At 71.3% G+C, this 12,631-nt stretch carries 13 protein-coding genes; 4 read left to right on the forward strand and 9 right to left on the reverse strand.

All coding sequences use genetic code 11. From position 1 onward, the window contains the following. Window positions 1-140: 140 nt before the first annotated feature. Entirely contained in the window at window positions 141-1,493 is a 1,353-nt protein-coding gene (locus ACZ48Z_RS22290) for a class II 3-deoxy-7-phosphoheptulonate synthase (RefSeq protein WP_468737601.1), read from the reverse strand. 96 nt (window positions 1,494-1,589) lie between these two features. Here ACZ48Z_RS22290 and ACZ48Z_RS22295 point away from each other — a divergent pair, with 96 nt between their 5' ends. Both ACZ48Z_RS22295 and ACZ48Z_RS22300 read left to right on the forward strand, forming a co-directional pair. Then, complete coding sequence (locus tag ACZ48Z_RS22295) at window positions 1,590-1,646, forward strand: trp operon leader peptide (RefSeq protein WP_073723848.1); 57 nt, start codon at window positions 1,590-1,592, stop codon at window positions 1,644-1,646. A gap of 98 nt (window positions 1,647-1,744) precedes the next feature. Beyond that, entirely contained in the window at window positions 1,745-3,601 is a 1,857-nt protein-coding gene (locus tag ACZ48Z_RS22300; RefSeq protein ID WP_468737602.1) for an anthranilate synthase family protein, read from the forward strand. A gap of 13 nt (window positions 3,602-3,614) precedes the next feature. Here the strand turns inward: ACZ48Z_RS22300 and ACZ48Z_RS22305 are convergent, their stop codons facing one another. Genes ACZ48Z_RS22305 through ACZ48Z_RS22320 form a run of 4 tightly spaced genes read right to left on the reverse strand, consistent with a single transcriptional unit; the run spans window position 3,615 to window position 7,407 of the window. Next, complete coding sequence (locus tag ACZ48Z_RS22305; protein WP_468737603.1) at window positions 3,615-4,643, reverse strand: 6-phosphofructokinase; 1,029 nt, start codon at window positions 4,641-4,643, stop codon at window positions 3,615-3,617. Window positions 4,644-4,696: 53 nt separating this feature from the next. Continuing rightward, on the reverse strand, window positions 4,697-5,371 hold the full coding sequence (locus ACZ48Z_RS22310; RefSeq protein ID WP_389107034.1) for a response regulator: 675 nt from the start codon (window positions 5,369-5,371) through the stop codon (window positions 4,697-4,699). After that, window positions 5,368-6,594 carry a MacS family sensor histidine kinase gene (macS, locus tag ACZ48Z_RS22315; RefSeq protein ID WP_468737604.1) on the reverse strand — a complete coding sequence of 409 codons (1,227 nt, stop codon included), beginning with the start codon at window positions 6,592-6,594 and terminating at the stop codon, window positions 5,368-5,370. The genes ACZ48Z_RS22310 and macS overlap by 4 nt, the downstream gene beginning before the upstream one ends. 39 nt (window positions 6,595-6,633) lie before the next feature. After that, window positions 6,634-7,407 (reverse strand): lysophospholipid acyltransferase family protein, encoded by a 774-nt coding sequence (locus ACZ48Z_RS22320; protein ID WP_468737618.1) that lies wholly within the window; start codon window positions 7,405-7,407, stop codon window positions 6,634-6,636. Between the two features lie 147 nt (window positions 7,408-7,554). Between ACZ48Z_RS22320 and ACZ48Z_RS22325 the strand changes: the two genes are divergently transcribed. Both ACZ48Z_RS22325 and ACZ48Z_RS22330 read left to right on the forward strand, forming a co-directional pair. After that, window positions 7,555-8,334: an alpha/beta hydrolase gene (locus tag ACZ48Z_RS22325; RefSeq protein WP_468737605.1), complete on the forward strand. Its 780-nt coding sequence runs from the start codon at window positions 7,555-7,557 to the stop codon at window positions 8,332-8,334. Continuing rightward, window positions 8,327-8,932: a hypothetical protein gene (locus ACZ48Z_RS22330; RefSeq protein WP_468737606.1), complete on the forward strand. Its 606-nt coding sequence runs from the start codon at window positions 8,327-8,329 to the stop codon at window positions 8,930-8,932. The genes ACZ48Z_RS22325 and ACZ48Z_RS22330 overlap by 8 nt, the downstream gene beginning before the upstream one ends. 6 nt (window positions 8,933-8,938) lie before the next feature. Here ACZ48Z_RS22330 and ACZ48Z_RS22335 read toward each other — a convergent pair whose 3' ends face one another. The 4 genes from ACZ48Z_RS22335 to ACZ48Z_RS22350 all read right to left on the reverse strand — a co-directional run bounded on the left by ACZ48Z_RS22335 (window position 8,939) and on the right by ACZ48Z_RS22350 (window position 12,503). Beyond that, window positions 8,939-9,646, reverse strand: coding sequence for an endonuclease/exonuclease/phosphatase family protein (locus ACZ48Z_RS22335; protein WP_468737607.1), 708 nt, complete (start codon window positions 9,644-9,646; stop codon window positions 8,939-8,941). Between the two features lie 126 nt (window positions 9,647-9,772). After that, window positions 9,773-10,726, reverse strand: coding sequence for an ROK family glucokinase (locus ACZ48Z_RS22340; RefSeq protein ID WP_328746667.1), 954 nt, complete (start codon window positions 10,724-10,726; stop codon window positions 9,773-9,775). A 67-nt stretch (window positions 10,727-10,793) separates the two neighbouring features. Then, entirely contained in the window at window positions 10,794-11,288 is a 495-nt protein-coding gene (locus ACZ48Z_RS22345; protein ID WP_468737608.1) for a DUF5304 domain-containing protein, read from the reverse strand. A gap of 57 nt (window positions 11,289-11,345) precedes the next feature. Then, window positions 11,346-12,503 carry an ArsA family ATPase gene (locus tag ACZ48Z_RS22350; RefSeq protein WP_468737609.1) on the reverse strand — a complete coding sequence of 386 codons (1,158 nt, stop codon included), beginning with the start codon at window positions 12,501-12,503 and terminating at the stop codon, window positions 11,346-11,348. Window positions 12,504-12,631: the final 128 nt, after the last annotated feature.

A 12,631-nucleotide genomic window follows, 5' to 3' on the forward strand; every position in this document is an offset into this window, starting at 1 on the left:
GTAGGTACGCCGTACCCGTTCGGGGGGGTGGGGGAGAAGACCCAACCCTCCCCCCAAAGCGAGGAAAAAAAGGGGGGGGGGGGGGGGGAGATTCCCCCCCCCCCCCCCCCCACTTCACGCTCCGGTAACAGGTGCCCCGGTCACTGGTCCCTGTACATCTCCGCGACGAGGAAGGCCAGGTCGAGGGACTGGCTGCGGTTGAGGCGCGGGTCGCAGGCCGTCTCGTAGCGCTGGTGCAGATCGTCGACGAAGATCTCGTCGCCGCCACCCACGCACTCGGTGACGTCGTCACCGGTGAGCTCGACGTGGATGCCGCCCGGGTGGGTGCCGAGGCCCTTGTGGACCTCGAAGAAGCCCTTGACCTCGTCGAGCACGTCGTCGAAGCGGCGGGTCTTGTGGCCGGAGGCCGCCTCGTAGGTGTTGCCGTGCATCGGGTCGGTGATCCAGGCCACCGTCGCGCCGGACGCGGAGACCTTCTCGACCAGCTCGGGCAGCTTGTCGCGGACCTTGTCGGCGCCCATGCGGACGATGAAGGTCAGCCGGCCCGGCTCGCGGTCGGGGTCCAGACGCTCGATGTACTGCAGCGCCTCCTCGGCCGTGGTCGTCGGGCCGAGCTTGATGCCGATCGGGTTGCGGATCTGCGAGGCGAACTCGATGTGCGCGTGGTCCAGCTGGCGGGTGCGCTCACCGATCCACACCATGTGCGCGGAGACGTCGTACAGCTGTCCCGAGCGCGAGTCCACGCGGGTGAGCGCCGACTCGTAGTCCAGCAGCAGCGCCTCGTGCGAGGAGTAGAACTCGACGGTCTTGAACTCCTCCGGGTCGGTCCCGCAGGCCCGCATGAAGTTCAGCGCCTGGTCGATCTCCCGGGCCAGCTGCTCGTAGCGCTGGCCGGAGGGGGACGACTTCACGAAGTCCTGGTTCCAGGCGTGCACCTGGCGCAGGTCGGCGTAGCCGCCGGTGGTGAAGGCGCGGACCAGGTTGAGCGTGGAGGCGGACGCGTTGTACATCCGCTTCAGGCGCTCGGGGTCCGGGATGCGGGACTTCTCGTCGAAGTCGAAGCCGTTGACCGAGTCGCCGCGGTAGGTCGGCAGGGTCACGCCGTCGCGGGTCTCGGTGCCCTTGGAACGCGGCTTGGAGTACTGGCCCGCGATGCGGCCGACCTTCACGACCGGCACCGAGGCGGCGTACGTCAGGACGGCGCCCATCTGGAGCAGCGTCTTCAGCTTGTTGCGGATGTGATCTGCGGACACGCCGTCGAAGGCTTCGGCGCAGTCGCCGCCCTGGAGCAGGAACGCCTCTCCCTTGGCGACGGCCGCCATCCGGGCGCGCAGCTGGTCGCACTCGCCCGCGAAGACGAGCGGCGGATACGACTCGAGGTCCGCGATCACTGCGCGCAGAGCCTCGGTGTCGGGGTACTCGGGCTGCTGCGCCGCGGGCAGGTCTCGCCAGGTGTTGCCAGCGCTCGCGCTGGTCTTAGCGTTCACGGTCACGACGTCAACATTACGGGGTCGTGTCATGGCTCCCGTGCCGTGCCCAGGAAATGAGACACGGGCGGCCCCGTACGGACGTGGGGTATGGTGCGTCGCATGTTCGCGCATTCGACCCAGACCTGGTGGTGGACCGCTCATCCGGCGGCCCACTGACTGCGCGTACGCAAGACTTCGCGAAGGCCGCCCGAGGGGCGGCCTTCGGCGTTTCCGGGGTCGTTCCTCACCGATACCGACATCGAGGTTGAGGAACCATGGACCTGACACAGCTCCTGCACGACGATCGCCCTTTCGCCCTGCTCCGACGCCGCACGCCCGGGCATGACGACAGCACGGTGGAGCTGCTGCTCGGCCCCGTCACCACCTACGACCGTCTCGCCGACCTGCCCGACGAGGGCCTGGCGCTCGTTCCCTTCCGCCAGATCCGCGAGCGCGGCTTCGACGTGCGGGACGACGGGACGCCGCTCGCGGTGCTGACGCCCGAGGAGACGCACACACTGTCCCTCCAGGAGGCCCTGGACCAGCTCCCCGCGCACGGGGTCCGGGTCGAGAACGGCGGCTTCGACGTGGCCGACGAGGAGTACGCCGGGATCGTCGGGCGGGTCCTGGACGAGGAGATCGGGCGCGGCGAGGGCGCCAACTTCGTGATCAGGCGGACGTACGAGGGCGAGATCCCGGGGTTCTCCCGCGCCGACGCCCTCGCCCTGTTCCGGCGGCTCCTCGAAGGCGAGCGGGGCGCGTACTGGACCTTCGTCGTCCACACCGGTGACCGCACGCTCGTCGGCGCCAGCCCCGAGGTCCACGTGCGGATGACCGGCGGGACCGTCGTCATGAACCCGATCAGCGGGACCTACCGCTACCCCGCCGAGGGCCCGACCCCCGAGCATCTGCTCGAATTCCTCGCCGACGGCAAGGAGATCGAGGAGCTGTCGATGGTCGTCGACGAGGAACTCAAGATGATGTGCACCGTCGGCGACATGGGCGGGGTCGTGATCGGACCCCGGCTGAAGGAGATGGCCCACCTCGCGCACACCGAGTACGAACTGCGCGGGAAGTCCTCGCTGGACGTGCGGGAGGTCCTGAAGGAGACCATGTTCGCGGCGACCGTCACCGGTTCGCCGGTGCAGAACGCCTGCCGGGTCATCGAGCGGCACGAGGTCGGCGGCCGCGGCTACTACGCGGGCGCGCTGGCCCTGCTCGGCCGGGACTCCGGCGGGGCGCAGACCCTGGACTCCCCCATCCTCATCCGCACCGCCGACATCTCCGCCGACGGCAGGCTGCGGGTCCCGGTCGGCGCGACCCTGGTGCGCGGCTCGGACCCGGCGAGCGAGGTCGCGGAGACCCACGCGAAGGCGGCGGGGGTGCTGGCGGCTCTCGGTGTACGACCGTCCCGGCCCCGCGCGGAGCACGCGCGCGTGGCTCTCGCCGACGATCCACGCGTGCGTGCCGCCCTGGACGGGCGCCGCACCTCCCTCGCGCCGTTCTGGCTGCGGATGCAGGAGCGGTCCGACGAGCTCGAAGGGCATGCCCTCGTGGTCGACGGCGAGGACACCTTCACGGCGATGCTCGCGCACGTGCTGCGGTCCAGCGGCCTTGAGGTGACCGTCCGGCGCTATGACGAGCCGGGCCTCAGGGAGACCGTCCTCGCCCACGAGGGGCCGCTGGTGCTCGGCCCCGGCCCCGGCGATCCGTCCGACCTGGACGACCCGAAGATGCGGTTCCTGCGGGAGCTGACCGCCGAGGTGCTCCGGGGGCACCGGCACGGGGTGCTGGGCGTCTGCCTGGGCCATGAGCTGATCGCGGCCGAGCTGGGGCTGGAGATCGTACGGAAGGAAGTGCCCTACCAGGGCGCGCAGGTGACGATCGACCTGTTCGGGCGGCCCGGGACCGTGGGCTTCTACAACAGCTTCGTGGCGCGCTGCGACGACGAGGCGCTCACCGAACTCGCCGCACACGGCGTCGAGTTGAGCCGGGCCGGCAACGGCGAGGTGCATGCCGTGCGCGGGCCCGGGTTCGCCGGCGTGCAGTTCCACCCCGAGTCGGTCCTGACGCTGGACGGCGACACGGTCGTACGGGAGCTGATGGGTCAGCTGCGGAACACGACCGTGTAGGCGCCCGTTCGCGTCAGCCGAAGAACACCCCCACCTCCTCGTACAGTTCGGGGTTCACCGTCTTCAGCCGCGCCGTCGCCTCCGCGATGGGGACGCGGACGATGTCCGTGCCGCGCAGGGCGACCATCGTTCCGAAGTCGCCGTCGCGGACGGCGTCGATGGCGTGCAGGCCGAAGCGGGTGGCGAGCCAGCGGTCGAAGGCGCTGGGGGTGCCGCCGCGCTGGATGTGCCCGAGCACGGTCGTGCGGGCCTCCTTGCCGGTGCGCTTCTCGATCTGCTTGGCCAGCCATTCGCCGACCCCCGACAGGCGCACGTGTCCGAAGGAGTCGAGCGACTCGTCCTTGAGGACGACGTCACCGTCCCTCGGCATGGCCCCCTCGGCGACGACCACGATCGGGGCGTACGACGACTTGAAGCGGGAGGTGATCCAGGAGCACACCTGCTCGATGTCGAAGCGCTGCTCGGGGATGAGGATGACGTTGGCGCCGCCCGCGAGGCCGGAGTGCAGGGCGATCCAGCCTGCGTGACGGCCCATCACCTCGCAGACCAGGACCCGCATATGGGACTCGGCGGTGGTGTGCAGGCGGTCGATGGCCTCCGTGGCGATGCCGACCGCGGTGTCGAAGCCGAAGGTGTAGTCGGTGGCGGAGAGGTCGTTGTCGATGGTCTTCGGTACGCCGACACAGGGCACGCCGTGCTCGTCGGACAGGGTCGCGGCGACGCCGAGGGTGTCCTCGCCGCCGATCACGATGAGCGCGTCGACCTCCCGCTCGGCCAGGTTCTCCTGGATCCGGCGGATGCCGTCCTCCTGCTTCAGCGGGTTGGTGCGGGAGGAGCCGAGGATGGTGCCGCCGCGGGGCAGGATGCCGCGGACGGCCGGGATGTCGAGACGCACGGTGCGGTCTTCCAGTGGACCCCGCCAGCCGTCCCGGAAGCCGGTGAAGTCATAGCCGTACTCCTGGACGCCCTTGCGGACTATGGCCCGGATGACGGCGTTGAGGCCGGGGCAGTCGCCGCCTCCGGTCAGTACTCCGACGCGCATGGACAGTTCCCTTCGCCGCAGGTGCCTGACGAAGGGTCAGTGTGACGTGCGCCTCACTCGTCGTCGAGGCCTCGTTCGATGGCGTATCGGACGAGCTCGACCCTGTTGTGGAGTTGCAGCTTGCCGAGGGTGTTCTGGACGTGGTTCTGGACCGTGCGGTGCGAGATGACCAGACGCTCGGCGATCTGCTTGTAGCTCAGGCCCTTGGCGACCAGGCGCAGCACCTCGGTCTCGCGCTCGGTGAGCTGCGGGGCCTTGGGCCGGTCGGGGTCGGAGGCGGGCGCCGGGTCGGAGGCGAGGCGGCGGTACTCGCCGAGGACCAGACCGGCGAGGCCGGGCGTGAAGACCGCGTCGCCGACGGCCGTGCGGCGGACCGCGTCCAGGAGTTCCTCGGTCGACGCCGACTTCAGCAGATAGCCCGTCGCGCCCGACTTCACGGCTTCCAGTACGTCGGCGTGCTCGCCGCTCGCCGACAGCACGAGGACGCGCAGCGCCGGGTTATGGCCGACGAGTTCCTTGCAGACCTGGACGCCCGGCTTCACGGGCAGGTTCAGGTCGAGCACCAGCACGTCCGGGCCCGCGGCCCTGGCCCGGCGCACGGCCTGTTCGCCGTCGCTCGCGGTGGCGACCACCTCGAAGCCGGACTCGGCCAGGTCCCGGGCGACCGCGTCGCGCCACATGGGGTGGTCGTCGACCACCATCACCTTGATCGGACCCTGGTCACTCATCGCTGTCCTGCCTTCCCCCGTGAGACCTTCGGTATCTTCAACTCGACCTCCGTGCCCTGCCCCGGAGGCGAGATCAGCTCGGCGCTGCCGCCGAGGTCGCGCAGCCGGCCCCGGATCGACTGGGCCACCCCGAGCCGCCCCTCACCCTCGGCCTGGTCGAGCCGCCCCTCGGGGATGCCGGGTCCGTCGTCCCGCACGGTCACGATCACCTCGTCGGGTTCGTCCTCGACGAGGATCCACGCGCGCGCGTGCTCACCGGCGTGCCGGTGCACGTTGTCCAGGGCGGCCCCGACGGCCGCGGCCAGCTCGCGCGCGGATGGCGGGGTCAGCGGGACGGGGGCGCCGGGCTCGATGAGGGAGACCTTCGCCGAGGCGTACGGGGCGAGGAGCGCGCGCAGGTCGAGCGGGCCGCCCGACTCGTCATCGTCCCGCTCGTCGTCGACGACGTGGACGACCGCGCCCTGCGCCGCGTCCCGCGAGACCCGGGAGACGGATGTCAGGCCGCCGGAGACCAGGGTGCGCAGCGCCACCTCCTGCTCACCGGCCATCCGGCCCAGCTCGGCGGCCTCGCCGCCCATGACCGCTCCCCGGCGCTGCACCATGGCCAGCACCTGGAGGACGCTGTCGTGGATGTCCCGGGCCAGCCGCTCCCGTTCCCGGGTCGCCGCCTCGATCTCCAGGGCGCGGGCGAGGGTGCGCTCGGAGGCGCGGGCGACCTCGACGACGTAGCCGATGGCGATGGAGGCGACCCAGACGAGGATCACGTTGTGGACGGTGTCGCGGGCCGGGTGGCCGCGCTCGATCAGGTTGGCGACGGCGACCGGCGTGGAGGCGAGCGCGGCCCAGCGCCAGCCGCCCTTGATGGCGAACGCGAGAACCGAACCGGCGGTCCATATCGACGGCAGGGTGGGACCGCCGCTGTCGATGTGGTGGTCGTTGACGACCATCGGGGTCAGGACGATCCCGGTGACCGCGATGGCGAGGTCCACGGCGAGGAAACGCTTGGTGCACGCGGCCGCGTTCTGGACGCGGGGCAGCGTGGCGAGCGTCCAGACGAACAGGACGACGTAGTAGGCGATGGCGATGCCGGGCCGGTCGAACTCGTCGTAGGCGGTGGCGAAGAGGCCGACCGCGTACAGCATGGTGAGCACCCGGTACCCGGTCAGCGCACGCCACAGCGGCTGCTCGACCGACATGCGCATGACGCGTACTTCTCTGGCCATCTCCCCCACCCCCGGCCCGGACTGCCGTGTCCCAGGATCCTAGGACGCGGACGTACCGGGCTTGTCCTTCTCGGCCTTCGCGACAGCCGCCTTGGCCGCCTTCTCGGCCTTGGCTGCCTTCTCGGCCTTGGCCGCTTCCGAGATCCGCCGCTTGGCGGCGGTCGCGTAGATGTCGACGTACTCCTGGCCGGAGAGCTTCATGATCTCGTACATGACCTCGTCGGTCAGCGCGCGCAGGACGAAACGGTCGTGCTCCATGCCCTGGTAGCGGCTGAAGTCCAGCGGCTCACCGATGCGGATGCCCGGGCGCATCAGCTTGGGCATCACCTTGCCGGGCGGCTGGATCTTCTCGGTGTCGATCATGGCGACCGGGATGACCGGGGCACGGCTGGCGAGTGCCACGCGTGCGAGGCCGCCGGGCTTACCGCGGTAGAGGCGGCCGTCGGGCGAGCGCGTGCCCTCGGGGTAGATGCCGAAGAGTTCGCCGCGCTCCAGGACGTCGACCCCGCTCTTGACGGCCGCTTCGCCCGCGCCGCGCGCCCCGGAGCGGTCCACCGGGAGCTGGCCGACGCCCTTGAAGAAGGCGGCCGTGAGGCGGCCCTTCACCCCGGGGGTGGTGAAGTACTCGGCCTTCGCGATGAAGGTGACCTTGCGGTCGAGGACCGCGGGCAGGAAGAAGGAGTCCGAGAAGGAGAGGTGGTTGCTCGCCAGGATGGCGGGGCCCTCGGCGGGAATGTTCTCGAGGCCTTCCACCCAGGGCCTGAAGGCGACCTTCAGCGGCCCGCCGATGGCGACCTTCATCGTGCCGTACAACAACCGAGTGCCTCCTGTTTCCGTGGATGAGACCTTAACCCGGGGACCTGGCAAACAGCCCGACGGCCCTGGTCGGTGTCAGTGCGGTCGCGTACGGTGAACCACACCTGGACTTGCTCACGCTTCTTTCATGAACAGGAGACCTAGGTGCCGGTCCTCCCCGGAGCCGAGCCGTTCCGCCATGAGGGCGGGGAGGCCGGTGTCCTTCTGTGTCACGGCTTCACCGGATCCCCCCAGTCGCTGCGGCCCTGGGCCCAGCACCTCGCCGAGCACGGCCTGACGGTCTCGCTGCCGCTGCTGCCCGGGCACGGCACCCGCTGGCAGGACATGGCACTGACCGGCTGGCAGGACTGGTACGCCGAGGTGGACCGTGAGCTGCGTGCCCTCAGCGAGCGCTGCACCTCCGTGTTCGTGGCCGGTCTGTCCATGGGCGGCACCCTGGCCCTCAGGCTGGCCGCCAAGCACGGGGACGTGGTGCGCGGTGTCGTGGTCGTCAACCCGGCGAACCGCATGCACGGCCTGGCGCCCTACGCCCTTCCGGTGGCGCGGCACTTCGTCCGTACCGCGCCCGGGATCGCCAGCGACATCGCCAAGGAGGGCAGTGTCGAACTGGGGTACGACAAGGTGCCGCTGCACGCGGCGCACTCCCTGCGGACCTTCTTCCGGCAGGTCGACGGCGAGCTGCCGCAGGTAACCCAGCCGCTGCTGGTGCTGCGCAGCACCCAGGACCATGTGGTGCCGGCTGCCGATTCCGCGCGCGTGCTGAGCCGGGTGTCTTCTACGGACGTAACTGAGATCGTGCTGGAACAGAGCTACCACGTGGCGACGTTGGACCATGACGCGGAGCGGATTTTCGACGAGAGCCTCGCGTTCATCGGCCGGCACACCACCGGCATCGGCAGCGAAGGGACGGCCGCACGTGGCTGAGCACGACTCCGAGCGCGAGGACCGCGAGGGTCACGAGCCGGACGAGCAGGGCGTCCCGTTCGACGAGCAGGCCGCGTGGGCGGCCATCGTCGCCGGGTACGGCGACGAGCCGGCGGACCCGCCGGGCACGAAGCCGTTCAAGTCGGTCGAGGATCTCGCGCTGCTGGAGACCGAGACGAACGACGAGCAGACGACGACGGAGACGGCGGCCACGCCGAAGAAGGACGGGCCGAAGAAGGACGAGAAGCCGGTGAGGCCGCTGGGCGGTTCCGTCTCCTTCGCGCCCGGCGTCGGGCCCCGCGACTACAGCGCCCCGGACGCTTCCGAGGACGACTTCGAGGACGACGACGAGGGACACTTCGTCCCGCCGGAGCCGCCGCCACTGCCGGCCGCCGACACCACCGCGAAGTTCGCGTGGCTGGGAGTGCTGGGCGGGCCGCTCATCCTGCTGGTCGCGGTGCTGCTCGGCTGGGAGATGACGTGGTGGCTGGCCACGGTGGGCATCGGTGGCTTCCTCGGCGGTTTCGGCACGCTGGTCACGCGGATGCGGACCGACGACGAGGACGAGGACGGCCCCGGGCGGGGGGCCGTCGTCTAGTTCTGCTCAGTTCGCGGGGATTTCGAGGGTGGCCAGGACCGGCAGATGGTCGGTGGCCGCCCTCAGGTCTTTCCCGGTGACTCCGGGGAGGTTCGTGGGCACTCCGCAGCCGAGTACCTCGATGCCCTTCGTGGCGAAGATCGCGTCGATGCGCCGGTGCGGTCCGCCGTGGGTCCAGGTGTGTTCGCCGCCGACGGGACTGATCGCCCAGCAGTCCTGGAGGTTCGTCGCCAGGCGGGTGAAAGTGCGGCCGCCTGGAGGGTCGTTGAGGTCGCCGCCCGCGACAACGTGGTCCACGCCCAGGCCGGCGAGACGGTCGAGGAGCATGCCTGCCTGGTCGTGTCGCTCACCCTCGTGGAGCGAGAGGTGACAGCTGAGCACGCCCAGTCGGGCGCCGGCGATGCGGACGACGGCTGTGGCGAAACCCCGGCGGTGCCGGCCCGGGGTGAGGGGAAGCAGGACGTCTTCCGTACGTTCGACCGTGGCCCGCAGGTTGCACAGGATGGCCGGTCCGGCCGCGCTGCCACCGCCGGTGAGGATGACCAGCCCCGAGGCGGACGCCAGCCTTGCCAGCTTCTTGCGCCAGCGGAAGAAAATGGGGGCTTCCTGTACCAGTACAAGATCCGGTTCACAGGCTCTGATGACCCGGGCGAGCGCGGCGGTGTCGTCACGCATGGAGCGAATGTTGTAGCTCAGGACTCGGACGAGAACCATGTGGATCAATGTACGCCCAAAGGGTCGGGGCGCGAGGACCATGTGCGACTGCCGGTTCGTGGTGGCTGGTCGCGCAGGGCCCCGCGCCCCTGAGCACGCGTGGTTGCCGCATTCCGAGACGTGGTCCTACATGATCGGGTCCGGCTCTCTCGCCAGGTCCGCCGCGCCCACCAGGCCCGCCTCGTTGCCCAGTTGGGCCGCGATGACGTCGGCGACCGGGCGCCAGTTGCCGCCCACCAGCCAGCGCTTGTAGGACTTGCGGATCGGGTCGAGGACCAGTTCGCCCTCGTCGGAGAGTCCACCGCCGACGATGAAGGCGGAGGGGTCGAACAGGGAGGCGAGGTCGGCGAGACCGGCGCCTGCCCAGCGGGCGAGCTCGCGGTAGGAGTCGACGGCGACCGGGTCGCCCTGACGGGCGGCCATGGAGATGTGCTTGCCCTCGATGCCGTCGGGGCTGCCGTCGCCGAGACCCAGCAGGATCTCCGCGTTCTCGGGGGTGGCGTTGGCGCGCTGCTTGGCGTACCTCACCAGTGCCCGGCCCGACGCGTACTGCTCCCAGCAGCCCTGCGAGCCGCAGCCGCACAGGAGGCCGTCCGGGACCATACGGATGTGACCGAACTCGGCCGCCACGCCGAAGTGGCCGCGGCGCAGCTTGTTGCCGATGATGATGCCGCCGCCGAGGCCGGTGCCGAGCGTGATGCAGATGACGTTGCGGTGGCCCTTGCCCGCGCCGAACTTGTACTCGCCCCACGCGGCCGCGTTGGCGTCGTTCTCCACCACGACCGGGAGGCCGACGCGGGCCTCGACCTTCTCCTTCAGCGGCTCGTTGCGCCAGAGGATGTTGGGCGCGAAGTAGACCTCGGAGCGCTGGCGGTTGACGTAGCCGGCGGCACCGATGCCCACGCCGACGATCTCGTGCCCGGCGCGCGCGCCCTCCACCGCCGAGGCGATGGCGTCCACGATGCCCTCAGGCGTGCCCGGGGTCGGCACCTTGTGGGTCGAGAGGATGTTGCCTTCCTCGTCGACCACACCGGCCGCGATCTTCGTGCCGCCGATATCGACGCCGATGGTGAGTCCCATGAATCCCTCAGTTTCGGTCGAGCCCCGCTACGGCCAACCGTACCCGAGGCCCTGCCGTCAGGGGGTTTCAGTCCAAGTCGATGCGTTCGCCGGGGCCGGTGTCGTCGCCGCGGTCGTCGAGGTCGCGCGGGTTCGCGTTCCGGGCCGTCCAGCGCTGCTCCTGCGCCTGGACCGCGGAACGGTACGCGGCGAGGAGCTCCCCGCCCGCGGCGGCGAGGTGGTCGAAGACGTCCGGGTTGCGTTCGATCACGGGCTCGACGGCGGCCCTGGCCTGCTGGACGACCTGCTTGACCACCTGCTGGGCGGCGGGTCCCGCGATGCCGCCGAGAAGCGGGGACTGAAGACCGGACAGCTTCTCGGCGACGTTGTCCACGAGCTTGCGCAGTTCTTCGGCGGCCGAGCCCGGGGGCGGGCCGTACTGGGTGCGGCGGCGGGCCTTCTCCGCCGCGAGGTCCTCGGCGCACGCCGTCGACCACGCGTCGGCGTCGGTCGCCCGTACCTCGTCCACGGCGTCCACGGTCTCGTGATCGTCGGCCTCGGACGCGGGGAGCTCTTCGCTCATGACGGACTCCTGACTACGGTTCGTCCCTACGACGTTACCCGAATGGGCGTACGCGGTTCACGGGGTCCGGGGCCACAGTTCCGGGTCCGGCTCGAACCGGATCCGCAGCTCGCCCTCGCGCAGGGCGGCACCGGCGACGGTGCAGCGGCGCAGGGCGGAGGGCAGGGGCAGGATCCGCCGGAACTGCCCCGCGCTGACGACGAGTTCGTCGCCGCGCCGGACCAGGTCCAGTTCCTCGCGTATCGCGCCGGGCAGCGGGATGTGCCACACCAGCACCCCGTCCTCGGCGAGCCGGTCGGTGACGGGCCACTCGACGGTGGAGGTCGTGCCGTTGACCTCGGGCACGGCGAGGGCGGTGAGGTCGTCGGCGCCGCGCGGATCGTGGCCGAGGTGCCGCACGGCACGGACGTCGTACGCCTCCTGCCACTCCTCCAGGGTCTTGCGCTGCTGGGCGAGCAGGCCGGCGGGCCATTCCTCCGGTACGACACGGTTGGCGACCAGGGTGTCGGGGCGCAGGCGGCGCAGGGCGAGGGCGAGACCGGCGGACCGGACCGCGTCGGCGCCGGCGGGGCCGGGCTCCGCGACCAGCCGTACGACGCAGTGGGGGTCGGCGAGGACGGCCTCGACCGCGCCGAGTTCGGTGTCCCAGCGGGCGGCGGTCTCGTACAGCCACTCCGAGGGCATGGGGACACCGGCGAGCCGGCCGAGCACGGGGCGCAGGCCGGCGGCCGCCTGGCGCTCCGCGGGAAGCAGGCGGCGCAGGTAGCGGCGGAGTTCCTCGGGCAGGGAGAGCAGGGCGAGGGCCTGCTGGGTGGGCGGGAGGTCCACGACGAGCAGGTCGTGCCGTTCGGAGAGCGCCGCGTCGCGCAGGGCGCGCAGCAGTGTGAGTTCCTCGGCGCCGGGGAGGGGGGTGACCTCCTCCGGGTCCAGCCGGGAGGCACCGAGCAGGTCGAGCACCTTCGCGCCGCGGTCCTGGAACCGGGCGAGGTCGTCCCGGAACCCGGCGGTGGCGTCGGGGCGCCAGGCGGTGAGGGTCGGGGTTACCTGGGTGGGGACCGCACCGGTGGGTACGCCGAGGAGGGTGCCGAGGGTGTCGGTGCGGTCGGCGCTGAGCACCAGGGTGCGGGTTCCCTCGCGGGCGGCGGCGAGCGCGGTGGCGGCGGCGATGGTCGTACGGCCGCTGCCGCCGGGCCCGGTGATCAGGATGGTGCGCATAGGGGTGAACCGTAACGGACGGCCGGTGGGGGCTGGGGGGGGGGGGGGGGGGGGGGGGGGGGGGGGGGGGGGGGGGGGGGGGGGGGGGGGGGGGGGGGGGGGGGGGGGGGGGGGGGGGGGGGGGGGGG

The organism is Streptomyces sp. NPDC031225 (genome assembly GCF_055570355.1).

Bases quoted from the DNA above. Each gene is read 5' to 3' on its own strand.
- ACZ48Z_RS22300 (WP_468737602.1), top strand. From the start codon at position 1,745: ATGGACCTGACACAGCTCCTGCACGACGATCGCCCTTTCGCCCTGCTC.
- ACZ48Z_RS22345 (WP_468737608.1), bottom strand. From the start codon at position 11,288: ATGAGCGAAGAGCTCCCCGCGTCCGAGGCCGACGATCACGAGACCGTG.
- ACZ48Z_RS22350 (WP_468737609.1), bottom strand. From the start codon at position 12,503: ATGCGCACCATCCTGATCACCGGGCCCGGCGGCAGCGGCCGTACGACC.
- macS (WP_468737604.1), bottom strand. From the start codon at position 6,594: ATGGCCAGAGAAGTACGCGTCATGCGCATGTCGGTCGAGCAGCCGCTG.
- ACZ48Z_RS22305 (WP_468737603.1), bottom strand. From the start codon at position 4,643: ATGCGCGTCGGAGTACTGACCGGAGGCGGCGACTGCCCCGGCCTCAAC.
- ACZ48Z_RS22340 (WP_328746667.1), bottom strand. From the start codon at position 10,726: ATGGGACTCACCATCGGCGTCGATATCGGCGGCACGAAGATCGCGGCC.
- ACZ48Z_RS22310 (WP_389107034.1), bottom strand. From the start codon at position 5,371: ATGAGTGACCAGGGTCCGATCAAGGTGATGGTGGTCGACGACCACCCC.
- ACZ48Z_RS22335 (WP_468737607.1), bottom strand. From the start codon at position 9,646: ATGGTTCTCGTCCGAGTCCTGAGCTACAACATTCGCTCCATGCGTGAC.